Source organism: Roseibium sp. JB4-4, from assembly GCF_055693425.1.
The window spans coordinates 1,796,161-1,820,735 of the sequence record NZ_CM146333.1; the positions used below are offsets into that span (position 1 = coordinate 1,796,161).

Genomic DNA, 24,575 nt, shown 5'->3' on the forward strand with positions numbered 1-24,575 from the left:
CTTACGGTATTTTTGACGGTTGTGCTGCCGGTTGCACTCAAATTCACATCGGGAAAAATCTGGATACTTCTTAATATCCGACTGAATTACCGGGATGGACGCTCATGTAAATTCGCTGTATAAGCCGCGCCCATCCCTTGGCCGATGCAAAATCGGCCCGATCCGGTAGACTGCTGACTGGCATGCAGATGATCCGGAGCAGTTGAAAGATCTCGATGACCGAATTGACGTCTCTCGCCCCGGCCCTGTCGGCCGCGCTGGCGAAACGGGGCTATGAAAGCCTCACTCCCGTACAGGAAAGCATTCTGAGCGAAGCGCCGCCAGAAGCAGACCTTCTTGTTTCAGCGCAAACAGGTTCCGGTAAAACGGTTGCCTTTGGGCTGGCCCTTGCACCCACCCTGCTTGAAGGCGAGGAACGCCTCGGCCCTGCATCGTCTCCTATTGCTCTGGCAATCGCGCCAACCCGCGAGCTTGCGCTTCAGGTCAAAGAGGAACTGTCCTGGCTCTATGCGGAAGCAGGCGCGGTGACGGCGTCCTGTGTTGGTGGCATGGACCCGCGCACAGAGCGTCGCACACTTGAGCGTGGCGCCCATATTGTGGTCGGTACACCGGGTCGCCTGCGCGATCACATCGAACGCGGTGCGCTGGATCTTTCGCAGATCAAGGCCGTCGTACTCGACGAAGCCGACGAGATGCTCGACATGGGCTTCCGTGAAGATCTCGAATTCATACTGGATGCCGCGCCGAGAGAACGGCGCACCCTGATGTTTTCTGCAACCGTGCCGAAGCAGATCGCCGAGCTTGCCAAGCGGTTCCAGAAGGATGCCGTGCGCCTTTCGACAATCAATTCAAGAGAACAGCATGGCGACATCGACTATGTCGCGCATCCCGTAGCACCAAATGAACGTGAAAACGCACTCATAAACGTTTTGCGTCTCCATGAAGCGGAAAAGGCAATCGTCTTCTGCTCCACGCGCGAAGCTGTAAGCCGTCTGACTTCGCGGCTTGCAAATCGTGGCTTTTCAATTGTCTCGCTTTCCGGCGAACTCAGCCAGGAACAACGCTCCAATGCGCTTGCTGCGATGAAAGATGGCCGTGCGCGGGTCTGTGTAGCAACAGACGTGGCGGCACGCGGTATCGACCTGCCCAACCTTGATCTGGTTATCCATGCCGATCTTCCGACAGGAAAGTCTGCTCTTTTGCACCGGTCCGGACGGACGGGCCGCGCGGGCCGCAAAGGAACCTGCGTGCTCATGGTGCCATTTCCGCGCCGGCGGCAGGCCGAACGTGTGCTGCAGTTTGCGGGCATCAAGGCGACTTGGAAAGGCGCGCCGACAGCTGATGATATCCGCCAGAAAGACAAGGAAAGACTTCTTGCCGATCCGGTTCTGAGCGCAGAACTTGAAGAAGAAGAACAGGCCGTTGCCATGGAACTTCTGGCACTCCATAGCCCGGAGAAACTGGCAGCCGCGTTCGTCAAGCTGCGGCAATCTCGCCTACCGGCCCCAGAAGATGTTTCAGACCTTCAGGACACCGCGCTCCGAGGCCGGGACGCGGGTTCGCGCGGCGGCCGCAGCGCTGAGATCACCGGCAAGTTTGAAGATGGAGTATGGTTCTCGCTGTCACTTGGACACCGGCAACGTGCTGAACCACGCTGGATCTTGCCCATGATCTGCCGCGCCGGTCACGTCACCAAACGGGAAGTCGGCGCAATCAAGATTTTCCAGAACCAACTCTATTTTGAGATTGCAGGCAGCCACGGCCAGAGATTCTCCGAAGTCATCAAACGCGATGGCACGGGCGAGGAAAATGTCGTCATCGAGCTTCTCGATGCGCGAGGCGGTAAAGTGCCGTCACCGCCCAAAGAGGATTTTTCGCGCGGAAGCCGGAACGCACCACCACGGCGCAAGCCTCGAAATGCTGATGCCCCCGACTATGAGAGCATGGGCCGGGAAGACACATTGAAGCAAGGGCGCCCAAAGCGCGGCCCTAAGCGGGACAATGAAGCCCCCAGAAACAAAAAACGCCGGCGCTCTTCAGATGACGACGCAGCCCCGCACCATCCGGCATATGAGCCTTTGGACATGAAAGCACTCGCACGCGAACTCGATGGGGCTGACAATTCCGAAAAGCAAAAATCTCGGCGCAGCCCAAAAGCAGGCGAGGAACGCGGCAAGCCCCGGTCAAAATCTGCTGCCAAATCATCCGAGACGAAAAAGAAAGCCTCCAAGAAGAACAAGCCGTCTCGCGCCACACGCAAGGCATCAAAGGCAACTAACAAATAGACACAGTCGACTGGGCCACAACCTCTGTCAATTTCTCCAAATTGCGGTCCCCCGTTTCGTCCAGTACGCTGGTTCAAAATGGGGGGTCCAATGAAATTTGTTGTTGCCGTATTGGTTTCGTTGATCCTGACGTTCGGGGCCGGACTTTCTATCTCAAACGCTTCAGATCAACCCGATTTTCACATGGACTGCCACGCAGCCCGAACGAACAATGAGCAATTCATTTGCGCTGATGAAGATCTGCTGCGGCGCGATGCTCAAATGGGCGAAGTGTCCGACAAGCTTTATGCTGTCCTTGATGCGCCAGCGCGCGCCGAAATGGCGCGGGAATTCGCAGAATGGCTTGCCACCCGAGACGACTGCGAAGACAACTATTTCTGCAATGCCGGAATGTACAGCGACCGGATCGCATATTTGCAGCAGGAGCTTGACCACATGGATGCTCCAGGATTTGTGCAAAAATCAGCGCCTATAGACTCCGATGGATTCGGTCTTGTTGCGAACGCCGGCATTCCCGGGCACAACAAGGAAACCTACCCTGCCCTGACGATCGAAATCTGCAAATCAATCTGCGTTCAACGTCCCTGGTGCAAAAGCATTGATTTCGACCGTACGAATGGCGCGTGCTACGTGCAACCAGTGGCGGAAGAAGACGTCGGTGCTCTCAGAACGGACTATCCCGGTCATCCCTACGATCATTATTTTTACGCACCGCGTCTCAGGAACTGACTACAAGTGCACCGGTGACCTCTTTCACCATGTCGCCAGCTGAACGTTCGTCTTGGCCTGGTGGGAAGCGGAGGCAACCGCCTCCGCATCACCATCAAAACGAATAGGAAATTCCAATGCCGCCTGAAAACTGGTCGGCTGAGCCTTCCTTTTTGACGATCGGACTGTCGGCAGCATCGCCCAGAAGTCTGGAATAGCCCACCTTTCCTACGATGCCCCAACGTTCCGTCACATTGAAACTGGCAGTCGCACCCAGACTGACGTCCTTCACGCCCCCTCCCGCGGTGTAGGACTGAAGGCCAGAACGTGCAGCCCCGCCGCTTGTCACACCAAAATAGGTATCCATGTAACCGTCACTTGCAAATCCGACGGCCACCTCCGTTCCCAGACGCAATCGATCCGTAACACCGTACATATAGCTTGCGCCAATGGAGCCAGACACTCCCTCGTGAACACCTGAGACATCGGCCATCAACTCGGCAGAAATTTCAAAGACGTCTGATTGGGCCAAAAGTGAACTGAACTGATAGGCGGCAAAGCCGCCGACTTCGAAGGCAGCGTCAATTTTGTCAAGACGATCAACCACTTTGTTGGAAGCTCCATCGCGGCCCATGTCGTAGCCGATTGAAGGTCCGAACTGGAAGGCCGCGTCGGGTCTGAGATTTAACGAAACCTCAGGACCTTCGATTTCCAGCCCAAGGCCGAATGCGGTCAAGTTGGCGTAAAGCAGAGGTACAGCGGCATACTCAGCGGCCCCTTCAAAGTCCGGCTGGACACCGCCGCCCAGGACTATAATGCCATGAAAACCCTCTTGTTCATCGTCCTCCAGGATGACGTTTTCAGGCACGTCTGCCTGCAGATCCGCGGCCAATGCCGGTGCTGCGCAGCAACCGGTTAAGGCCAGCATCAATCCGGTTGTCAGTGGAAAATCCTTGCGGTTGCGCAACTGTGTAACCTCCGTCCAAGTCAATAGATGTGGCGCTTTTCGAACAAGCGCCGGTTGGCAGCAGGACTTTGGCTTCAGAATGGATTTTCAGATACTCGCGTTCCCAATCGTGTGGTTCGCTGTCTCAATTTTCAGCAATCTAGATTTAACCGATTGATTTTTATCGATTAAATTCCCACTTAACGGCATTCGGCGAGCATTGACCTTCAGGTTACTCGCGTTCCCGTCACATTTCTGTCCAATCTCGTTCCCTTTTAGAGACGGTCGACAGGAAGAAGGAGTTGTCTGTGCCTTTGCAAACGGATCCGCAACCGCGGCGTCAGCCCAAACAATTGCGTTCACGAATGATGGTGGAAACGACTGTTGAGGCTGCCCGGCAGGTTTTTGCCGAACACGGGTTTGAAGCAGCAACGACAAACCAGATCGCGGACCGGGCCGGCATCAGCATCGGGTCCCTCTACCAGTATTTCCCCAACAAGGATTCCCTAATTCTGGCAGTTCACAAAAAGCACCACGAAGAGGTACTTGCCGTGGTCAAGGGAGCTATGGACAGAAGTCAGCACCTGCCGCTGAAGGATGCAATCAGGCACATCATTGCTGCCAACCTGGAAATGCATATGAAAACGCCGCGCCTTCACACAGAATTTGACGCATGGATCCCTGCCCGCTCGAAACTGGTCGACCAAGACGGTTTCCAGAACGAAATGGCGCAGATCGTTTTGAACTTCCTGTCAAAAAGGCCTGACTTGCAAAAGGGAGATCAACTGAAACCAGCGGTCATTGTCATCATGAACATGGTCCGTTCGGTCCTGCATGCCACTGTCGGGAGCGTTTCTGATGCTGAAAGCCGCGAACAAATGCTCGACCATCTGTGTGCAGGTATATATGGCAGTCTGAATACCGTCGTTCAGCCGCTTGGGCAGGACGTTTCTGCACCAGCGCCGGCTTCTGACGGTTTTGGCTGAAGGATCACTGTTTGATTGTGCTCCCCTTTCCCTAGGAAACTGTTTTGGAGGAAATCTCGGCCTGAAGGTGAATAGTTTCGATTGTTCTCAATAACCGTTCCGACAACAGGTCTGTTCAAGTATTTTGCCCGAAACGGGCTCCCCAGATACAGATATTCGAAATCCCCGACAAAAAAATTGTCCTCGACCACGTTGCCGTCGTCCTCGATACGAATGCCGGTTTGCAGGTTTTCAAAACAATTGCCCTGGTAGAGATTGTCCTTCGCAAAGTCTTCAAAGAGGCGAAGTTTCATCGGAAACGGCCAGCGAGGCGAAAGCGCACGCTTGTCGACAAACCCGGCGATCAATTCCGGGTTGAAACGGTAGCCGAGGAATTCGTCGGACTTGCCCCAGGATCTGTCACCCATCATGAGCTCCAGTGAAACCGGGTTTTCATAAGGGCTTTCGTCACCGCAGTCCCACATCACCAGGTCCCGCGCCTGGCGTGAAGCCACCCAGATACCGATGTCCATGTTTTTAAAAATATTCCCGCGGATGACATTGCCATCAGAGCCTTGCAGGCGTGGCCGGCTTTCCGGGTTGGTCGTGTGAAACTCCCAGCAATTCTTGTAGTGAAAGATACCACCGAAGGCATTGCTGTCGAAAACATTGTTCTCAATCAGGTTGAAGGCGGATCCGTCGACCGAAAGACCCTCGCGCCGTGTCGGGCCGATCCGCCGAATGCCCTGATTGGTGAAAAGGCCGTTGTTGCGTATCAGGTTTCCCGACACGGTGTTTTTCTGTGAACCGTGTTCCAGGTAGATGCCGACATGATGTCCATCCGCGACAATGGAATTCCGGATCGTTGCGCCAACGACATAATGATCGACAAAGACGCCGGTCATATAGGATTCGGTAATCGTCAGATGCTCCAGCACAACGCCGCTAGACGAAGCGGCTCGGGCAGCATCGCGCGCTGGCGCGTCATCTTCCGGCGTTTGGCCTTCGATCAAGATGCCACCGGTGTCATGCAATCGACAGTCGCGGATCGTGACATTGCGAAGTCCCGGGCGGATGACGATGCCGCGTCGGTGCATTCCGGTGATTGTTGAGCCCCTGCAATCGAGCAAAACATCGCTCTGTTCTATCGTGATACTGCGGCGGTAACGGCACCCGTTTTCAAGGAAAACCGTGCCAGGACCGATTTCGGGCAGTTCGCAATCCCGAAGTTCTGCTGGGGCTCCGGTCAGTGCACCAAATGTCGTTTCTACCTGATCGTCCGCCTGCGCATGACCGGACAGGCAAAGCAGCAAAACGACACACGCAGATAAGCGCAGTACCGGACGAAAGAAGCACTCAATCATTGATTATGCAGGCAATCACCCAATCCGAGCCGTCCTGAATGAGCTGGTAGTGACAAGCGAATTCAAATACAGGCTCACCGTCCGAGTTCTCCTGCGTCCAGTCCAGCGTCACCAGAGCTGCCGATCCGCTGACATGGCTGGACGCGACATGAAACTCCGAGTGACTGACACCTTCTTTCTCGAGGGCTTTCAGAAGTGCTTCAATATTCTCAATCAGCTCATCTTCATCGGCAAAGACGTGTCCCTTTTCATGTTGCCAGATGATTGCAGGCATTGCGAAGCAATCGCAGATGCGATCAACGTCGTAGTCGTTGAAACCTGACTGATAATCGTCAAAGAGTTCGGCAATGGCCACTTCGGCATCGCCGTTCGCGCCGGCTCCTGCCTCATTTGTCGGGTCGTTGCCGGCACCCGCAAAACCACCGTCATCCGCCATGACTGCCTCCCCGAAGGACTGCCCGCTGCGTTTGCTTGGCATTACACCTCAGCTGTCGCCGCATTGTCGGCATCCTCGCCATCGTCATACCCTATCATATTGAGTGGACGTGCCTTTCGTCCATTCAATTCGCACCAGTGGACAAGCGCTTCTTCAGCGCCATGTGTTACCCAAATTTGCTCCGCTCCTGTTTCAAGAATGGTCCGGCAAAGATCGTCCCAGTCGGCATGATCCGACAGGATCAGGGGCAGTTCGGCCCCGCGTTGGCGTGCACGGGCACGAACACGCATCCAGCCGGAGGCCATGGCTGTGACGGGGTCGCCGAAACGTCGCGCCCATCTGTCTGCAAGCTGACCTGGTGGGCACAGGATGATCTCTCCTTGCAGCTCTTTGCCCCGTTTCGCGACCGGCTCTACAGAGCCCAGATCAATGCCCTGGCTTTGGTAATACGCGGTCAGTTTTTCCAGTGCGCCGTGAAGATAAATCGTCTTTTCATAGCCCGCCGCACGCAACTCTCCGATGACCCTTTGCGCCTTACCAAGAGCATAGGCACCAACAAGATGTGTCTGTTCGGGAAACAGATCGTGGGAGGACAGGAGTTTTGCGATCTCCTGAGCGGCAGGAGGATGGCGAAAAACCGGAAGCCCGAAGGTTGCTTCGGTCACGAAAGTGTCGCAGCGAATGAGTTCAAATCCGGCGCAGGTGGGATCCTTCTGTCTTTTGTAGTCTCCGGAGACCACTGTCCGCCGGCCCTCGGCTTCCAGCAAAACCTGAGCGGATCCAAGAACATGCCCGGCTGGATGAAGCGACACAGAGACCCCACCGATAGTCAGTCTCTCGCCGTAATCTGCAGGCTGAGCCGTGCCGCAAAAATTCTCACCGTAACGGATTGCCATGATTTCCAGTGTCTGACGCGAAGCAAGGACAGCACCGTGGCCTGCCCGAGCATGATCGGCATGCCCGTGTGTGATAATGGCCCTTTGAACTGGTTTTATCGGGTCGATATGCGCACTGGCCTGTGAGCAATAGAGCCCTTCTTGAGTGAGCGTGAGGAGGTCTGACATCTGGATCTAACTAGGTTCGCCCGTCATCAAAGCCATATCCAAGCGGCCCAAAAGCCGCCTGGAATTCAAGACTACTGACAATAGGTGTATTCGATCCGGCAGCCGGAGGCGCCGCTGTTGGAGCACCAACCCATCGCAAAGTTCTGGGCTGCCTGCTCGCTTTCTCCAGCTCCGATGCCGTTGCTGCCGGGCGCGACTGCAAGCGCGTGGCATCTGGCCTGCGTTGCGTCGGCTATCCGGCACTGCGCGCCTCCACAATAGTTCATGGCAAACTGCTCAGCCCCGGCCTTTGTTGGCGCGGCTCCGTGACCATACGCACCGTTCGGTGCAAGCGCGAACGCCATCCAGCCACCTGCTGAGCCGGTTGAACTGTTTTGCACAGGCTGTTGCGGCGGCCGACTGCCACATTGCTGATATATGCCTGCTAGTTGCTGTCCATTGGAGCACATGATGCCACCCCATTGGAAACCACGCTGGCCACGGTCGGTTGCAACTTCAAACCAGTCGTAGCCGTCAAACCGAACACCCGTGTTCCTGAGGATCGTGACCCAGGTACCCTCGGTCAGACTTCCAACCTGTGCATAGTTGGTTCCCGGACCGCCACGAAGTTTTCCGCCGAGAGATTGTCCCTGAACATTCAATTGCTGAGCGGCACTCGCAGGCTGTTGGGGCTTTTGCATGGCACGGGCACCGCATTGTTCGAAAATGCCCGCGAGCTGTTGACCGTTGGAGCACATGATACCACCCCACTGGAAGCCGCGCTGACCACGATCAGTTGCAACCTCAAACCAGTCGTAGCCATTAAACCGAACGCCGGTGTTTGCCAGTATGGTGATCCATGTTCCCTCGGTAAGACTTCCCGTCTGGCGAAAATTCATGCCCGGCCCATCGCGAAGTTTGCCACCGAGCGACTGACCTTGCGCATTCAGGCGCGTTTCATTGCCGCCGACAGCACCCCCTGCGTGGGTTTGACCGCCCGAGGGGCGAGGAGCCGCCAGCTGGCAGGCATAAGCGACGTCACCGAGATAGAGTGCCGGTTGGCCGTTATGGTCGGCGAAAGACACTTCCTCGCGGTCATTGAAATATCCACCGCGCCCGTCCGGCACAAGGTTCAGGTTACCAGTGTCACCTTGATAAAGCGCACGCCCCTCTTCGGGAATAGTCTGCACGAAGGCAAACCCGTCACCGAGATTGCATTGGTAAGCAAGACTTTCCGATGCCGTTGAAATGCCGTGAGTTGAGAAAAATCCTGCGGCCAAAAACCCCATAAAAACAAACGATTTCAACTAACCCTCCTGATCGAATTTTCGCAGTGAGAATTGACCATTGGGAAGCTGAACACAAGCTGAACAATTCAAGGCGGACCACTCGCCTTTTTTGGTGGCCTATCCTAAAACGGTGTCATGGACGCCGCTCTCCTACCCAACCGCTTCCACAACTGGTTCGCTTCGCGCGGTTGGGCGCCGCGTGCGCACCAGTTGCAGCTGATCGACCATCTGGAGCAGGGTCACTCCACTCTGCTGATTGCACCAACTGGGGCAGGCAAGACGCTTGCGGGGTTCTTGCCGAGCCTGGTGGAACTGGAGCGAAAGGGCAATCGCAAGCCCGGCCAGGCCGAACGCGGTATTCACACGCTTTATATTTCACCGCTCAAGGCCCTCGCTGTCGATATTGCCCGCAACCTTGAAGCACCGGTCGCGGAAATGGGCCTGCCCATCAAGCTGGAAACACGGACCGGTGACACGCCTTCTCACAAACGCCAGAGACAAAAGCTCAATCCGCCGGACATTCTTCTGACGACCCCGGAACAGATCGCCCTATTGTTGTCGGATCCACTGTCCGCGCGGCTGTTCGGATCCCTTGAAACGATCATCCTGGACGAACTTCATGCGCTGGTGACTTCCAAGCGTGGCGATCTGCTGGCCCTGGGACTTGCCCGATTGCGGCGCCTTTCACCAGGCCTCAGAACAATCGGCTTGTCTGCAACCGTGGCAGAGCCTGAGGATCTTCAGGCCTATCTTGTCGATCAGGCAGATCCGAAACGGCGGAATTTGTCGCATGTGGTTAAAGTCAGCGGCGGAGCCCAACCGGATATTTCGATCCTCGATTCAGAGGAGCGCCTTCCCTGGTCGGGCCATTCGTCGCGATACGCCATCCCCGACATTTACCAGATGATCAAGGCGCACAGTGTTTCGCTGCTATTCGTCAACACCCGCAGCCAGGCCGAAATGGTTTTTCAGGAACTGTGGCGGATCAACGAGGATACCTTGCCGATCGCGCTTCACCACGGCTCGCTGGATGTCGGCCAGCGGCGAAAGGTCGAGGCAGCAATGGCATCAGGTGGTCTGCGGGCAGTTGTTGCCACGTCTTCGCTGGACATGGGCATCGACTGGGGTGACATCGATCTTGTCATCAATATCGGCGCTCCCAAGGGAGCCAGCCGACTTGCCCAGAGGATCGGACGTGCCAACCACCGCATGGACGACCCCTCCAAGGCCATCTTGATCCCGTCCAACAGGTTCGAGGTGCTGGAGTGCCAGGCAGCGCTCGCAGCCTCCAAAGAGGGGAACAGGACACGCCTCCACTGCGCAAGGGCGCTCTGGACGTGCTTGCCCAGCATCTGCTCGGCCTTGCCTGCGCCGATCCGCTGGATGCGGTTGCGATATTTGATGAAATCCGCTCTTCGGAGACCTATCGACAGCTCGACTGGGAGACATTTGAGCGGGTGCTCGACTTTGTTGCCACCGGCGGATACGCGCTGAAAAGCTACGAGCAATACGCCAAGTTGCGCAAGGCCAAGGACGGGCTCTGGCGCATTTCGCACCCGAAGATTGCGCAGCAATACCGGCTGAATGTCGGCACAATTGTCGAGGCTCCCAAGCTGAAAGTGCGGTTGGTGCGGTCGAAAGCCAATGGCCGGCGCACGCCTGTCGGACGCGGTGGCCGTATCTTGGGAGAAATCGAGGAATATTTCATCGACCAGATGACACCGGGCGACACGTTCCTGTTCGGCGGCGAGATCGTGCGGTTCGAGGGCATCAGGGAAACCGAAGCCTATGTTTCCCGGTCCAACAGCGAAAACCCGATGATCCCATCCTATATGGGTGGCAAATTTCCACTCTCCACATATCTGGCCGAAGGGGTCAGAGCGATGCTGGCAGATCCGCCATCCTGGAAGGAGTTGCCCCACCAGGTGCGCGACTGGCTGGAGATCCAGCGTGAAAAGTCCGTTCTTCCGGCCAAGGACGGATTGCTGGTCGAGACCTTCCCCAGATCCAACAAGCACTACATGGTCTGCTATCCCTTCGAAGGCCGTTTGGCGCACCAGACGCTTGGCATGCTGCTCACCAAACGACTAGAGCGGATGGGTGCCAGACCCATGGGATTTGTTGCCAATGACTATGCGCTGTCCATTTGGGGTCTTGGCGATCTGTCGCTTCTGTTCTCATCGGGAAAGATCCCGCTGGAAAGATTGTTCGAACAAGACATTCTGGGCGACGATCTTGATGCGTGGCTGGCTGAATCCAGCCTGATGAAACGCACATTCCGCAACTGTGCGGTGATTGCCGGCCTCATTGAACGCAGGCATCCGGGCAAGGAGAAATCCGGCAGGCAGGTCACCGTATCGACCGACTTGATCTACGATGTCCTGCGCGCTCATGAACCGGATCACATCCTGCTGAAAGCAACCTGGAACGATGCTGCCGAAGGACTTTTGGATATCTCGCGTCTGGGGGAACTTCTCACACGTATCCAGGGACGAATCACGCATACTAGCCTTGAGCACGTCTCTCCACTCGCCGTCCCCATTCTTCTGGAAATAGGCAAGGAACCGGTCTACGGAGAAGCTATGGATTCGCTATTGGAAGAGACGGCAGAGGAGCTGGTTCTGGAGGCCATGGAATGAGTGCACTCACGTCACATTTGCGCAAATACACAGCTGCGCCAGTGTGTCATGACATTCAGATCAATGGACAACTGGTGGGCCTTCACGACAGTGGTGTTTTGTGGTGGCCGGACGAAGCAACGCTCGTTGTTGCTGACCTGCACCTTGAAAAGGGCTCAAGCTATGCCCGAAGAGGCATCATGCTGCCGCCTTACGACACCGGCGTCACGCTGGAAAAGCTCGCGGGTGTTATCGACGCTTTCGATCCGGCCCGCGTGATCTGTCTCGGCGACAGCTTTCATGATCCGGACGGGTCTGACCGTCTGCCCGCACCCTACCGTGCCATGCTGACAACATTGCAGCTTGGTCGGGAATGGATCTGGGTCACAGGCAATCACGATCCTGTAGCCCCTGTCCGGCTTTGCGGTGAAACGGTTGACGATGTTTCCATCGGACCTTTGACTTTCCGGCATGAGCCGATTGAAGGCGTTGGAGCGGCCGACGCCGTGGGTGAGATCTGTGGTCACCTGCACCCTGCCGCCAGGGTCCGACGGTTCGGACGCTCGATCCGTCGAGCCTGCTTTGTAACCGATGGCACCCGCCTGGTTTTGCCCGCATTCGGTGCGTTGACAGGTGGACTTAACGTGACCGACGAAGCTTACGCCCTGGTTTTCAAGCGCAGGAAGTTTTCAGTCTTCATGTTGGGCAATGACCGACTGTTTCCCTTTACTGCGTCGCGGCTTGTCGGGGACTGATGATCAAAGGGTGACCAGCGCCTACTCAACCTTGCTGATTTTCGGCACATCTCACGCCGGTAAATCGACGCTCGCCAAACGCATTGGCAAGGAAGTCGGATGGCCTGTTCTGTCTACGGACAAAATGGGAAGGCATCCAGGCAGACCCTGGCCCAATGTCAGGAAGCAGGTCGCCGAGTATTATTCGAAACTGTCAGCAGAAACCATCTATTGGTTCTTGAGGGTTCATCATGAAAACATTTGGCCACATCTCAGAGACAGGATCAGCACCGCCAGCCAATCAAATTCCGGGTGCGTGATTGAGGGATCGGCGCTCCGCCCGGAATTCATTGCCGAGCTGCAACCTTCCCGAACCCTCACGGTCGGGCTTCATGCGAGCAACGCGTTTCTGAGGCAACGCATGGAGGCTGAAAGTCTCTATGAAAACCAGGATATGCAAACGAAACAGTTGATAGAAAAGTTCATTCAACGCTCGCTTACAGACAACGACAGCATCGTCGAAGCGTCAAAACATCATGGGTTGACCTTGATAGACGTATCAGATCCATCATCTCTCGGCACTGAAGCCGACCGGCTCATTGAAAAACTGCGCCAATAATCAAGCGAAGTGCCTTTGCGATTTCACTTGATGTTTGATGAGAGGTCACTCGGTTGCTGTGAGGGAAAAACGCATTTGGTCAGCTCCTTTTCAGATCTTGAATCATGCCAACAGTCCGTCGGTCAAGGTCTCTTTCCCCGTTAGAAACCGGCATGGTGCACAGCAGGCCGATTGTCTGCGGTGAGCCCAATTTGGAAGTCGTCGCGTATGCTGTAGGCAGCACTCCTACGCCTCAGAAGCAACTGCTGTCATACTGCATTTCCGCTTCACGTCGCTAAAACTGCAAGAGGAAATCAAATGGCTTCTTTCCGCACTCGTATTTCGTCATTTGCGATCACGTTTGCCACTCTGTTGGCAGCCTCTCCCTTGGCGGCGCAGATGACAGAGGAACCACTTCATCGCGTCGAGGTTACGCGGGATATCGTTTATGCTGAAGGCAGAATCCGCGTCGACGGTCAGGAAGCGGTCCGAGACCTCTGGATGGACGCGTATCTTCCCAAAGGTGCTGGAGAGGACCCTTTGCCGGTGGTAATCTACACACACGGCGGCGCGTTCCACCATGGTTCACCTCGTACCGGATACAGGGTCGACGGTGCACTCTCCACCTCCCCGGAACACTATTGCCGCTTGTTCGCCGAACTGGGGTACGCCTGTTTCGCGATAAACTACCGGCTCGGTCCGGAAGAACCGATCGCTTCGGGGATTGGTTACGACGAGCAGCGTGTCGAACGCGACACCATCGCACTCATGATGGACCGGGTGAGCATCATTCGACAGAACCTAGGCATGCGACCTCTCGACGTGAGTGATCCCAAAGACGAACTCCTGCTATCCGACACGGTTCTGAGCGCGACTGAAGATCTCTGGCGCGCGATCGACTTTGTCCGTTCGAACGCCATCGATTTCGGTGTCGATCCTGACCGCATCGTGTTGGGCGGGTTCTCGGCAGGAGCGGTGACCTCGCTCAACGTGGCACACGGGACGGATGCGGGTGTCGCTGGTGCATTCATGCTGTCAACGGCGCCAATCGGGCTCAACATATTTGAAACGGTCAGGGAGGGTTCAAGCGCCCCCCGGCTCTTATTTTCACGGGCCAATACGATCTGTCCGGTGCGCTCGCCAGCATCAAAGGTTTGCTGCAGCACTACCATGACGTCGGTCTTGACTACGAATTCGCCTGGGTTCCGGGGTTTGGACATTTCTATCCGTCAGGGGCTCCGTCGCTCGGTGCTGATGGCTCGATCCAATCGGTTGAAGATCGCATCGTGGCATTTGTGGACAGGGCAACCGGTCACCGCTGATGGCTAACTGTTCGGAAGTCGCTTGTTTTGAGACAAAGAGCTCAATGGGAACGGATACAATCAGTGAATGAAATCCCGTCGATTTGGTCGCCGCCAAAATTTGAAGACGTGGTAACCTCCAGCTATCGAAGGATGAACGAAAATCCAGACCTGCCGACCACAGTATTCAGCAGACATGCCTTAGAAAAGGATCTCTGAAATGCCGAAAATTACCAAGATCGCCAGCGCCGCTTTGGTGGCGGCTTCGTTGACATTTACGCAGGTTGCCAATGCCTGCACCACGATCATTCTAACGGCCGAGGACGGCTCGAATGTATGGGGGCGGACCCTTGAATGGGGCGCGTATGACATCAACACGGAAGTCATGATTGTCCCTCGTGGACATGAGTTTGTTTCTGATCTTGGAGAAGGTCGTGAGGGGTTTTCATGGACGGCTCGGTATGGCGGTGTCGCGTTCAATGGCTTCGATCAGGACTATTGGCTCGACGGAATGAACGAGGTAGGTCTCATGGTGGGTGCCAACTACCACCCGGGCTTTGCGGAGTATCTCGAGGTGGACGAGACGATGATGGAAACCTCCATCGGAGCCATCGACGTGATGGCCTACATCGCCACGAGTTTTGCAACGGTCGACGAGGTGCGCAACGCCCTTGCCGACTTGCGCGTGGTGGCCGTCGTAGAGCCCAAACTCGGATTTCCGCCACCTGCGCATATAATGGTGAGCGACAAAAGCGGCGAGACCATCGTGATCGAGTTTCTCGAGGGTGAAACCGTGATCTTTGACGCGCCGCTAAGGGTCATGACGAACGCGCCGTCCTACGATTTTCACATGACCAACCTGAGGAATTACATCAATCTCTCGCCGGTCGCACTCCCTACGCGTGAGATTGCCGATCTGGATTTTGCACCACTGGGAGGCGGCAGCGGTATGATCGGCCTGCCCGGTGACAACACTCCGGTGTCGAGGTTTGTGCGGGCAGTTGCAGCCACGCAAACGGCGCGCCCCACCTCGACCGGCGACGAAACCGTGTACGAGATTTTTCGTATCCTTGACAACTTCAACATTCCCCTTGGAGCCGCAGAAGGCGACGCGCTTGAAGGCAGCGATGACAGCATGCGATCGGCCACGCTTTGGACCAATGCGATGGATAGCCAGAATATGAAGGTGTACTACCACACCATGCACAACCGCCGCGTTCGCATGCTCGACATGAACGAGATCGACTTTGAAACTCTCGACACGCTCACCAAGATGCCGCTGGATCGTGTGAATGAACAGGACATCGAGGAAATCAATCTGAACTGACGCGTTGCTATCGACAGTACGACTGCCTTAGTGAGAGGGCACCTTTTGCGGTGCCCTTTTTTCTGGATTACGCGGTTCTTCGGAAATTCATTACCAGGTCGAACGGCATATCCGCCTGGAATTGAGACACCACCTGCTGCCTCGCAAGTGTTTTCTGGCCGGCGGGAAGTACCCTATTCGGACTTTTCTATAGTAACCGGCCTAGAGAAAGCGGTAACCGGCGAAAATCAGAATGCCGATCACAACAACAATCAGAATGAGGTTCTTGCGCAGTTGCTTGCGCACAAAACTGTCGAGTTCTTTGCTCATAAAAATGCCCTCAAAACCCAATTCCCGGCGACAAGTTGTTTACGCATCGGATGTGGCTTCGTCTTCACCCACTTTCACCCAGGCGATTACGAGTTCATAGAACACAGCAAGCACGACAGGCCCGAGAAAGAGCCCCAATAAACCGTGGGCAATCGTGCCGCCAAGAACGCCTATCAGAATGATCAGCATGGGTGTATCCAGCCCGCGGGACATCAGGATGGGTCTCAGTACGTTGTCCACGAGCATGACGGGAACCATCAGCACCGTAAAGAGAAGTGCCGGGACAAGGTCCCAAGCGCTCCATGCCCAGATAATTGTCGGCAGGATGACAAGAGCAGGCCCTATCTGGACAATGCAAAGTACTAGGGCAATGAATGTCAGGATACCCGCAAGCGGCACCGAAAATGCGATGAGCAAAACACCTGTCAGAAGCCCCTGAATGACGGCAACGCCGATGACACCGCGAGAAACATTGCGGATGGTCGCGCCTGCAAGATCCACAAATTCCGCACCGCGCGGGGCGATAATCCTGTCCGCGAACCGTTTCGCTCCCTTGGCGAGCGAGGGCCCTGGGACGAAAAGACATCCGGCCAGTATGATCGACACTACAAAAAAGAGAACGCTGCCGCTCAGGGATGCCAGCACGGACAGAATACGACTGCCAGCGGGTACAAGCATTGGTCCAACCTTGGTCAGGAACAATTCAAGACTGCGTTGCGCCAGCCCCCAAAACTCGGCAATCTTCTCGCCGACCAGTGGAAGGGCTGCAATCCGCTCCGGTAGTGAGGGCAGATTGAGCTGGCCGCCCGACACCGCTTCAAACCAGGACTGCAAGGTTTCGACAAGACTGACGACCAGCACCGCAACAGGCCCGATGACAACGGCAAGGCAGAACAACGTCAGCAGTACGGCGGAAAGTACCTTGCGCCCGCCGAGCTTGCCGGACAGCCAGGCGTAAACCGGGTACAGCGCCACGGTCAGAACCACTGCCCAAAGCAGAAACAGAAAGAAGGGCGCTATCAATTGCAGTGAGAAATAGGCAAACAGCCCGAGGACACCGAGCCGGATGGCGATGTCGATTACTCTGGAATCAACCGACGGATTTGAGTTTGCATCTGTGCCGACCGGTGTTTCGGTCGAAGGTTCATCACTCATCTTGGCCCCACTCACGCTACTGGCTGTTCCACCGAAAACTGAGAATACCGACGCCAATGCGCAGCGCCACCCCAAAGAGGTGCCAGGGGGACCAAAAATTAGTCTTTGCGGAAAATCACACCAGCGAGCCAACCGGTGAATATCGCCAGCATGACCGCAAGCACACCATAGAAGAATGGGTAGTGCTGGGCGAGCTCGAACGTAATCTGCTCAAAACCGATCTTGGCAACCGCGAGGCTTTCCTCGGTTTGCGAGACCACCTCTCCATGGTGAAACAGGAAGCTTTTCACCTTGTAGTCTCCAACGGGAATGTTTGCCGGCAGAGGAATGTTGGTGCGGAACATGGTATGGGTCAGAAACTCGATCGATGTTTCCTGTTCCGAGTAGAGCCCGGCTTCCTCGCGCAGACGGATAAAGGCCTTGCGGAAATCGTCACGATCAGAGAGCGGCACGTTCGAGACACCTGAAACTGCCAGATTGATGTGATTTAGACCAATACCGAGTTCATCAAGGACAGTCCTGTCGGCCATCATTCCGATATCGACTGAGCTTGCCACTGCATAAAAGGACGGAACAGCCTGAAAGCGCTCGGCCTCTCGATTGACCCAGACCCCCAGAAACCGGCCTTTCCGACGGGTGGTGATGTCCTGAGGAGGCCCTTCAACGACAATCGCCAATTCATAGCCGCTCGGGTCGTTCGGCTGACGGGCGATATGGCTTGCCTGTCCGAAGATGACGATTTCAGTTCCAGTGAAATTGGACTGGATCGACACAACATCGGAGGACAGCGCCGTTACCAGGTCTTCGTTGGAAACGCTCTGCGCATGCCCACCAACAGGCACCAGAATTAGGGCCAGCAGAAGAACCAGGCACCTCATGACCCGGCCCCCTTGCGGATGGCGATGGAATAGAAATCATCGGGAATAAGCAACAAGTCGACGGCAAAACGCAATCCAACACCCAGAACCAGCAGCGCAAGCAAAAGGCGAAGCTGATCACCGCGCAGGTTCTGTCCCATGCGAGCGCCAAATTGTGCGCCTATTACACCGCCGATCATCAATGTCAGCGCCAGGACGATATCGACGGTCTTGGTTCCCATGGAGTGGAAAATCGTCGCTGCGGCCATCGTAAACAGGATCTGGAACAGCGACGTCCCGATGACAATGCTGGTCGGGACCCGCAGCAGATAAATCAGCGCGGGAACCATCATGAAGCCGCCGCCAATGCCGAGGATTGTTCCCAGGAAACCGATGATCGCCCCGAGACCCACAACCGGGATCACACTGACATAGAGTTTGGACCGCCTAAACCGCACCTTGAGGGGCAGGCCGTGGATCCAATTATGCTGCCCCGGCCTGCGCGCGCTTGGCGCGGAACCGGACTTGCGCCGACGGATCGCACGCACGGATTCAAACAGCATCAAACCGCCGATTGCACCCAGAAAGGTCACGTAGGACAGCGAAATCACAAGGTCCAACTGCCCGACGGATTGCAGGACGTCGAACAGGATTACGCCAATCAGCGAACCGAACACACCTCCCGCCAGCAATATGCCCGCCAGTTTGAAATCGATCGCTTTTCGCCGCCAGTAGGTGACCACCGCTGAAGCAGAGGACGCCACGACCTGGGTCGTCACTGTCGCGACGGAAACCGCGGGGGGAATGCCGGAAAAGATCAACAACGGCGTCAGCAGAAAGCCGCCACCGATGCCAAAGAGGCCAGAGAGAAAACCCACTGCCCCGCCCATGGCAAATATCACGAAGATATTGACCGGTATTTCGGCTATCGGCAGGTATAATTGCACAGGGTCAACGCCAGGACAGATTGCAGGTAAAACTGCGTATCAACTACATTAAATTGGTTAAAGACCCGTGCTGCCCGGTGTGTCAACCGGGCAACAGGCTTCTTCGGTTCGATAGAGCTATATTAGGCCAGTTTATGGCGGAAACGGTAAAGTTCCGTTTTAGATCGCCTGGCTCTTGAGTTCGTCGATAAGCTTGTTGTCCACTTCACCGGTCTCCGGCAGCCCAAGGCTACGCTGAAACGCGCGAATGGCGCTTCTGGTGCGTGGCCCCATCTGACCGTCAGGTGTTCCGGTATCGAAGCCAAGGTAATTAAGTTTGTCCTGTGCTTCGCGGACCATGGCTGTGTTGTCTACGGCCTTAACGGCGGCCTGTGCTGCAGGAAGCGATGCATTGTCCGCCCATCCCTGCTCCATGGTGACCTTGTTTGCAGCCGGGTTCGGCGTTTCCAGCTTGAAGCTTTCAACCGCGAGCCGCGCATTTGCCAGCGTTTCCTGATCCATCATGTTTGCAACATCGTCGCGTCTCTTGGCGGCTTCCGGATCTCCCTGATCAGCAGCGATTGCAAACCATTTGTAGCTGGCAACCAGATCCTTATCGACACCGATGCCGCCCGCATAAAGAATGCCGAGATTGAACAGGCTGTCTTTCACGCCGAAATTGGCTGCCTGCTCAAACCATTTGGCAGCGGCTGCATAGTCGGGCTGTCCGCCGCCGCCTTCGGCGTAAAGAACCGCAAGGTTGTGCATGGCCTTTGCGTTGCCGGCTTCGGCCGCCTTGACGTACCAGGCCTGCGCCTTCGGCAGATCCTTGTCGACCCCACGGCCTTTCTCGTAAAGGCTGGCCAGACGGTACTGTGCCGGTGCCAGACCCTTGTCGGCAGCTTTCTGATACCAGGTTGCAGCCTGAGCAAGATCGGCAGGAACGCCATTTCCTTCCGTGTATTTCACACCGACGAGGAACTCAGCTGCGGGATTGCCGCTGGCTGCGGCACTGCGCAGTGCCATCGGGCCGACCCCTTCAGGCGGGAGACTTGCAATGAGCGCAGAAGGCGCGTTTGCGGTTTCGCTTGCTGAAGGAGGTGCGGGTTTGAAGCCCGTGGAGTTATCAACGGTCTGCTGACCGAAACTGCCGGCCACACCTGCAGGCGGTGCAAAGGCAAGTTCTGCGTCCGCGGACATAGGTTCTTGTGAAACGGCACTCTGGACGTTCCGAGGTGTGGCTGCCGGCGCGGCCTGTGTCGCTGTACCAGGAGCCGGTGTCGCAGCTGCGATCGCGGGCACCTCAGGTTGCGCCGAATTTGCTTCCGCAGGAGGTGCTTCTGTCGAGGCGTCCCCCGCTGAACGGGTCGCGACAGCCGGTGGATCTCCGCCCTCGGGATTGGCAGCTGCATCTGCGACTGACGTTGCCGGTGCAGCAGCAGCGTCTGCCTGTGCGGAGGCGGGAGGCGTATCAACGCGCTCCTGTGTTTCCTGCGGCACTGCGGCAAGCTGATTGCCGTCATCTGAGGACGTCGTTGCGATCCGGTAGACCTGAATACCAAGAACCAGAACCACAGCTGCAGCCGCATAGAGAATGGCACGGCGGCGGAAACCGGATCCTTGCGGTGTCTCAGGTGCAGGTCGGTCGCCCGGCAGCACAGTGGTGTCCTGAGCTTCGAAGTCCCGGTCGGCGATATCTTCCGTACCAAGCTCCAGATCATCAAGCTGTTCGCCCTTTTCCTCGACCGGTGCAGAGGACTTGTCGCGCTTCAGGACATTGCGGAGCCAGCCGACACGCGCTTTTCCGCGTTGTTCATCGGCAGGATCTGGTTCAGCGCTTTTCTTCTGTCTTTTTCAAGCTGGGCCGCTTCGGCAGATGCTGCCTGCGCAGCGCGACGGGCCGCAGCAATGAAATCCGCCTTGCGGTCTCGAGCCCGTTCTTCAGGACTAGCCTTTTCTTCAGCCCTGTTGGCAAATTCGGCTTGCGGCGGCTCGCTCAATTTCGGCTTAGAAGGTCCTGAGAAAAGTGTGGATGTGTCGTCAAGCGTGAGCGGTGAAAATTCAGCTGTGGCTCTCGCGCCCGCAGGTTTCTGAATGGGGCCGCCCTGATCCGGCGCTTCCGTACGTTCCAGATTATCCAGACGTTCGGTCAGGGAACCGAGAACGGATTTGACGCCGTCGAATGTATTGCGGGTGCGCTCCTCGCTGCCTTCCGCCGCATCGAGAAGCTGCCTCAGATCTCCCTGCAAAGAATTGATTGCCTGGTCATATTGCTCGTTCTTCGGCGCGGGCGTCGTTGCTATAGCCTCTGCTGCCGCTTGCCTGGCAATTCCCGCAATGTCGTCGCGGCTTTGCTCCAGGCCTTTTTCAATACGCTCCAGCACCGGAGACAGGTGATCTCCGTTGGCCGCGTTGATGGAGGTGTTTTCAATCTGCTCTGCAAGCGCAGCCACCTTGGAGCTCAATTGATCGAAACGGCTGTCGTCAGCTCCATCCGCACCCTTGGAGACAATCTGCGCCAGGTCGGAAATACGTTTTTCCAGAGCTTCCGTGGAGCCCGGAGCCTCCACAGAGGCGCGCATTGCACCAATTTCCTCACGCAGCTTGTCCAGATCGGATGTAGTTACACCCACTGTCGGCTGGTCGAGACGTGCGGTCAGATCGTTCAACCGATCCTGTAGCTGGGTCATGAACTTGTCATCATGACCGCCTGCGCCGCCTGCGCGCATATTGGCCGCATCCAGAACGGGCACCGGACGGGACGCCTTCTTTTCGATGGCGTCGATCTTGCCGGATATCGTTTCAAGCCGGCTTTCCAGCGACTGAAACGCTCCAGTGTCGGTTGCCGGCAGCGGCGCCTGTTCCATGCGCTCCAGCCGATCAACGATCTCATTCAGGCGCTTGTCGACCTGAGACAGATGTTCATGGTTGGCCGGGGCAGCCCTGTCGTCGGACATCATGCCGACAATGTCTTCAAGTCGTCCCTGGAGCCGGGAAATGGTTTCCGGCTCAGGCATACGCTCTTCCATCGCGGAGAGACGGCTGTCGAGACCTCGCTGCTCGCGCGCAAGTACTTCAAGGTCATCCAGCCGCCCGGAAACGAACTTCATCCGGTCGTCGATACCTTCGACAAGCCCATTGATGTCGATTTGCTCAACGAAACCGCGGACTTCACGCAGCTCCGCACGCAAAGGCTCGATTTCGGCATGACCCTTGCGCTGAAGCAATTCTTCCATGCGCTCGGCGATGCTCACGACACGGTCCTCAAGCACCACCATGTGCTCTGACCGAGGCAGGGCAGCGAACGCGTCTTCGATTTCGCTCAGACGTGCGGTGACACCGCGCAATACTCTTGGGTCAACCGAAGCCCGGGACAGCTCATCAAGGCGCTGAAGAATGTGCGCATAGCCGTGCTCGAGCGTTTCCAGTGCGCCTTCGACATTGGTCCGACCAACCATCGATTTGAGGTCGGCAACTTCCTTACGGATCTCTTTTGCAAGCAAGTCGTTCCGTTTGTCGGTGCGCATGCGTTCGACCATATCGGACAGACGCCGGAGCTCTGCGTTTTGCCGGCCTACCGTTTCGCTGGTGCCACGCGAAATTCCACCGAGAGCATCCCGCAGGGATCCCAGTTCCTCGCGCACCTGGTTGAGCGCTTGCTCATGAGGAGCTCTCAAAGCGTCGATACGACGGCCAAGATCCTTGTAAATATGCATGGAGGCATCGCGCTGCGGATGGCCTCTGCGGCGGCGGGCGGGTTCGTGAACGTAGTCGTGTTCGTCAACGTAGCCGTCATCATCGTCTTCGTCTTCGTGATGGTAATACGCGTCTTCTTCACGAAGTGCGTCCATGGCGTACCGGCCTGGCCGGCGCTGCGGACGCGGAGCATCACGATATGGGTCCGACGGAGCCTCGTAGCCTGAAAGACCCTGGACCTGTTCATCCAGCCGGTCCAGTGCTCCCATAACATCATCCAGGCCGGGTTCAGGTGGGCGGGACTGACGGCGCGGCGCCGGACGAGAAGTACGGCGGGGCTTTGCTGCGGCTCTTCCAGGCCTGCCGGTCGTGCGGTCCTGATCCGACAAGAGACGATCCAGTTCATCTGCTACAGCGTCCAGATCCTCGTCCCGCTCATCGATCATCTGTGAATCGTATCGGTTACCCAAGGCGGTCGCGGTGCGTGTCAGCCGTTCAATTCTGCTATTTGCGTGCTCGCGGCGGGGAGCGTCGTAATAGTCGTCGCTCTCATACACATCACGTCCGCGGCGTCCTGCCTCGTTTTTCTTCCAAGCCGGCATATCTTGACCCTGGGCTTACGGCCATTCAGGCCGCTGATGGAGCAGGCTGCACCGGGAATCCGTCATAAGACGGTACAAGCGCAGCGTTTTGAAAGACTTTGTAGACTTAGGGTAAACAGGGCGTTAATCGGCCTTGCTAAATGCAAAAACCGACTGTTTTCGATTGAAAAGACTGAGGACAAACCAAGGATTCGTGCCGAATCGCCTAAACAACCGTTAACGTTTTTTTGTCGGATGACCTTACGCGACTGGACCTTGACGCAAACGTAAGGTAAAGAGTGCGCCATCAATCAGGCTGACTGCTTGTGCGGATGGGCATTCGGGAACGAAATCCTCAACGGGGTCTTGATCCCGTGACCCGTCTCAACCCGTCCTCCGGGCGTCACCCGAAGTCGCACGGCCACCCGAATCTGCCGGGCGACTTTCGAAAAAGCATCAACAATGAGCCGGCAAACGGCGACACTGAAGAGTACAAACTGCTATGAGCGAAGCGCTTTCGATCCTCAACGAGGACGATCTGGTTGACGTCGTTTCCGCAAATGACGACAGCACCAAGAAAACGCAATTTACGATCGGCGATCTGGCCAAGGAATTCGACTGCACATTGCGGACCCTGCGTTTCTACGAAGACAAGGGATTGCTGAATCCGAAACGCGACGGCATGAACCGCATCTATAACCGCCGCGACCGTGCACGCCTCAAACTGGTTCTGATGGGAAAGAGCGTTGGCTTTTCCTTGTCTGAAATCCGGGACATGCTTGACCTTTATGACTTGCGTGACGGCCAGGTGACACAGCTGCGTGTGGCACTGTCAAAGTTCAACGAACAGATCACCGTTCTGGAAGAACAACGCAAAGACATCGAGCAGGCAATCGAGGAATTGTCCCGGACTGTCGAGATCGTTTCCGGAATGCTGAAGCAGAAAGAAGCTGAAGAGGCCTAAGCCCCAAAGCTTCAAACGAATTGGAAAGCCGTCGAGCCTCGGGCCGGCGGTTTTCTCTATTCTGCTCCGATGGAAGCGTCCCGTCTGCTTTTGCGTCTCTTTGCGCAAGAGCTTCTAGTGTTTTGGTTCGCCAATTAGAATTGTTGGCTTTCCACCTGTCGAGATGCGTTCAGCGTCGGCTGCGACTTCCTGCATGCCGGCGGTAGACATGGCTTCTTGCAGTGCTTGAGCTGATGAAAATTCCATTGAAAAGCTTTGGTAAAAGGGCGGATTGCCGTCAGGGCCCGCAAGGAACCTCACCACAGAGTAGGGTTTCCGGCCTGACGGAATTCCGGCTTTTTCATTCAGCAAGTCCAAATGGGCTTCATAGTCGGCATTGAATTTTTCGGCATCAGACGGCCAAGGATACAAGACTGTCAGCACGACTTGTGACAAAGCGGCCTCCCTTCGGCGCAACGCAAATAATCTTTCCG

19 protein-coding genes and 1 pseudogene are annotated in these 24,575 nt (G+C 56.3%); 9 read left to right on the forward strand and 11 right to left on the reverse strand.

The annotated features are described in order from the left end of the window. Positions 1-215 precede the first annotated feature (215 nt). Both ACZ1HV_RS08245 and ACZ1HV_RS08250 read left to right on the forward strand, forming a co-directional pair. Positions 216-2,285, forward strand: coding sequence for a DEAD/DEAH box helicase (locus ACZ1HV_RS08245; protein WP_298959248.1), 2,070 nt, complete (start codon positions 216-218; stop codon positions 2,283-2,285). Positions 2,286-2,375: 90 nt separating this feature from the next. After that, positions 2,376-3,014 carry a PAN domain-containing protein gene (locus ACZ1HV_RS08250; RefSeq protein ID WP_472717802.1) on the forward strand — a complete coding sequence of 213 codons (639 nt, stop codon included), beginning with the start codon at positions 2,376-2,378 and terminating at the stop codon, positions 3,012-3,014. A 94-nt stretch (positions 3,015-3,108) separates the two neighbouring features. Here the strand turns inward: ACZ1HV_RS08250 and ACZ1HV_RS08255 are convergent, their stop codons facing one another. Next, entirely contained in the window at positions 3,109-3,960 is an 852-nt protein-coding gene (locus tag ACZ1HV_RS08255; protein WP_298813441.1) for a MipA/OmpV family protein, read from the reverse strand. 287 nt (positions 3,961-4,247) lie between these two features. Between ACZ1HV_RS08255 and ACZ1HV_RS08260 the strand changes: the two genes are divergently transcribed. Then, positions 4,248-4,925: a TetR/AcrR family transcriptional regulator gene (locus tag ACZ1HV_RS08260; RefSeq protein WP_298813443.1), complete on the forward strand. Its 678-nt coding sequence runs from the start codon at positions 4,248-4,250 to the stop codon at positions 4,923-4,925. Here ACZ1HV_RS08260 and ACZ1HV_RS08265 read toward each other — a convergent pair. From ACZ1HV_RS08265 to ACZ1HV_RS08280, 4 genes are all read right to left on the reverse strand, one after another. Continuing rightward, a complete protein-coding gene (locus tag ACZ1HV_RS08265; RefSeq protein WP_472717803.1) occupies positions 4,868-6,268 on the reverse strand; it encodes a right-handed parallel beta-helix repeat-containing protein in 1,401 nt (466 codons plus the stop codon). The two genes, ACZ1HV_RS08260 and ACZ1HV_RS08265, sit on opposite strands and share 58 nt — an antisense overlap. Beyond that, positions 6,261-6,704: a DUF4440 domain-containing protein gene (locus ACZ1HV_RS08270; RefSeq protein ID WP_472717804.1), complete on the reverse strand. Its 444-nt coding sequence runs from the start codon at positions 6,702-6,704 to the stop codon at positions 6,261-6,263. Before ACZ1HV_RS08270 ends, ACZ1HV_RS08265 begins: the two co-directional genes overlap by 8 nt. 41 nt (positions 6,705-6,745) lie before the next feature. Further along, on the reverse strand, positions 6,746-7,768 hold the full coding sequence (locus tag ACZ1HV_RS08275) for a ligase-associated DNA damage response exonuclease (protein WP_472717805.1): 1,023 nt from the start codon (positions 7,766-7,768) through the stop codon (positions 6,746-6,748). Between the two features lie 71 nt (positions 7,769-7,839). Then, entirely contained in the window at positions 7,840-9,054 is a 1,215-nt protein-coding gene (locus tag ACZ1HV_RS08280; protein WP_472717806.1) for a DUF4189 domain-containing protein, read from the reverse strand. A 117-nt stretch (positions 9,055-9,171) separates the two neighbouring features. On the opposite strand from ACZ1HV_RS08280, the pseudogene ACZ1HV_RS08285 reads away from it, so the two are divergent. The 5 genes and pseudogenes from ACZ1HV_RS08285 (at position 9,172) to ACZ1HV_RS08305 (ending at position 15,614) form a co-directional block, all read left to right on the forward strand. Next, positions 9,172-11,675: pseudogene (locus ACZ1HV_RS08285) on the forward strand (ligase-associated DNA damage response DEXH box helicase). After that, positions 11,672-12,409, forward strand: a complete 738-nt coding sequence (pdeM, locus tag ACZ1HV_RS08290) for a ligase-associated DNA damage response endonuclease PdeM (protein ID WP_298813454.1) — start codon at positions 11,672-11,674, stop codon at positions 12,407-12,409. The pseudogene ACZ1HV_RS08285 and the gene pdeM overlap by 4 nt, the downstream one beginning before the upstream one ends. Before the next feature lie 10 nt (positions 12,410-12,419). After that, positions 12,420-13,007 (forward strand): hypothetical protein, encoded by a 588-nt coding sequence (locus tag ACZ1HV_RS08295; RefSeq protein WP_472717807.1) that lies wholly within the window; start codon positions 12,420-12,422, stop codon positions 13,005-13,007. A gap of 378 nt (positions 13,008-13,385) precedes the next feature. Next, entirely contained in the window at positions 13,386-14,315 is a 930-nt protein-coding gene (locus tag ACZ1HV_RS08300) for an alpha/beta hydrolase (RefSeq protein WP_472717808.1), read from the forward strand. A 192-nt stretch (positions 14,316-14,507) separates the two neighbouring features. Next, on the forward strand, positions 14,508-15,614 hold the full coding sequence (locus tag ACZ1HV_RS08305) for a linear amide C-N hydrolase (RefSeq protein ID WP_298813460.1): 1,107 nt from the start codon (positions 14,508-14,510) through the stop codon (positions 15,612-15,614). 348 nt (positions 15,615-15,962) lie between these two features. Here ACZ1HV_RS08305 and ACZ1HV_RS08310 read toward each other — a convergent pair whose 3' ends face one another. The 5 genes from ACZ1HV_RS08310 to ACZ1HV_RS08330 form a co-directional block, all read right to left on the reverse strand. Further along, positions 15,963-17,078 carry an AI-2E family transporter gene (locus tag ACZ1HV_RS08310; protein ID WP_298813462.1) on the reverse strand — a complete coding sequence of 372 codons (1,116 nt, stop codon included), beginning with the start codon at positions 17,076-17,078 and terminating at the stop codon, positions 15,963-15,965. A 98-nt stretch (positions 17,079-17,176) separates the two neighbouring features. Then, positions 17,177-17,956, reverse strand: a complete 780-nt coding sequence (locus tag ACZ1HV_RS08315) for a TIGR02186 family protein (protein ID WP_298813463.1) — start codon at positions 17,954-17,956, stop codon at positions 17,177-17,179. Beyond that, positions 17,953-18,882 carry a sulfite exporter TauE/SafE family protein gene (locus ACZ1HV_RS08320; protein WP_298813464.1) on the reverse strand — a complete coding sequence of 310 codons (930 nt, stop codon included), beginning with the start codon at positions 18,880-18,882 and terminating at the stop codon, positions 17,953-17,955. The genes ACZ1HV_RS08315 and ACZ1HV_RS08320 overlap by 4 nt, the downstream gene beginning before the upstream one ends. A 159-nt stretch (positions 18,883-19,041) precedes the next feature. After that, complete coding sequence (locus tag ACZ1HV_RS08325) at positions 19,042-20,520, reverse strand: peptidoglycan-binding protein (protein WP_472717809.1); 1,479 nt, start codon at positions 20,518-20,520, stop codon at positions 19,042-19,044. A gap of 110 nt (positions 20,521-20,630) precedes the next feature. Then, complete coding sequence (locus ACZ1HV_RS08330) at positions 20,631-23,159, reverse strand: hypothetical protein (protein WP_472717810.1); 2,529 nt, start codon at positions 23,157-23,159, stop codon at positions 20,631-20,633. Positions 23,160-23,640: 481 nt separating this feature from the next. On the opposite strand from ACZ1HV_RS08330, the gene ACZ1HV_RS08335 reads away from it, so the two are divergent. Beyond that, positions 23,641-24,102: a MerR family transcriptional regulator gene (locus tag ACZ1HV_RS08335; RefSeq protein WP_298813466.1), complete on the forward strand. Its 462-nt coding sequence runs from the start codon at positions 23,641-23,643 to the stop codon at positions 24,100-24,102. A gap of 114 nt (positions 24,103-24,216) precedes the next feature. Here the strand turns inward: ACZ1HV_RS08335 and ACZ1HV_RS08340 are convergent, their stop codons facing one another. Further along, positions 24,217-24,537: an EthD family reductase gene (locus ACZ1HV_RS08340; protein ID WP_472717811.1), complete on the reverse strand. Its 321-nt coding sequence runs from the start codon at positions 24,535-24,537 to the stop codon at positions 24,217-24,219. Between the last annotated feature and the right edge of the window lie 38 nt (positions 24,538-24,575).

What these genes read in the sequence shown, in the direction of transcription:
- ACZ1HV_RS08335 (WP_298813466.1), top strand. Translation starts at nt 23,641, where the DNA reads ATGAGCGAAGCGCTTTCGATCCTCAACGAGGACGATCTGGTTGACGTC.
- ACZ1HV_RS08245 (WP_298959248.1), top strand. Translation starts at nt 216, where the DNA reads ATGACCGAATTGACGTCTCTCGCCCCGGCCCTGTCGGCCGCGCTGGCG.
- ACZ1HV_RS08265 (WP_472717803.1), bottom strand. Translation starts at nt 6,268, where the DNA reads ATGATTGAGTGCTTCTTTCGTCCGGTACTGCGCTTATCTGCGTGTGTC.
- ACZ1HV_RS08330 (WP_472717810.1), bottom strand. Translation starts at nt 23,159, where the DNA reads ATGCCGGCTTGGAAGAAAAACGAGGCAGGACGCCGCGGACGTGATGTG.
- pdeM (WP_298813454.1), top strand. Translation starts at nt 11,672, where the DNA reads ATGAGTGCACTCACGTCACATTTGCGCAAATACACAGCTGCGCCAGTG.
- ACZ1HV_RS08305 (WP_298813460.1), top strand. Translation starts at nt 14,508, where the DNA reads ATGCCGAAAATTACCAAGATCGCCAGCGCCGCTTTGGTGGCGGCTTCG.
- ACZ1HV_RS08250 (WP_472717802.1), top strand. Translation starts at nt 2,376, where the DNA reads ATGAAATTTGTTGTTGCCGTATTGGTTTCGTTGATCCTGACGTTCGGG.
- ACZ1HV_RS08275 (WP_472717805.1), bottom strand. Translation starts at nt 7,768, where the DNA reads ATGTCAGACCTCCTCACGCTCACTCAAGAAGGGCTCTATTGCTCACAG.
- ACZ1HV_RS08270 (WP_472717804.1), bottom strand. Translation starts at nt 6,704, where the DNA reads ATGGCGGATGACGGTGGTTTTGCGGGTGCCGGCAACGACCCGACAAAT.
- ACZ1HV_RS08300 (WP_472717808.1), top strand. Translation starts at nt 13,386, where the DNA reads ATGACAGAGGAACCACTTCATCGCGTCGAGGTTACGCGGGATATCGTT.
- ACZ1HV_RS08315 (WP_298813463.1), bottom strand. Translation starts at nt 17,956, where the DNA reads ATGAGGTGCCTGGTTCTTCTGCTGGCCCTAATTCTGGTGCCTGTTGGT.
- ACZ1HV_RS08310 (WP_298813462.1), bottom strand. Translation starts at nt 17,078, where the DNA reads ATGAGTGATGAACCTTCGACCGAAACACCGGTCGGCACAGATGCAAAC.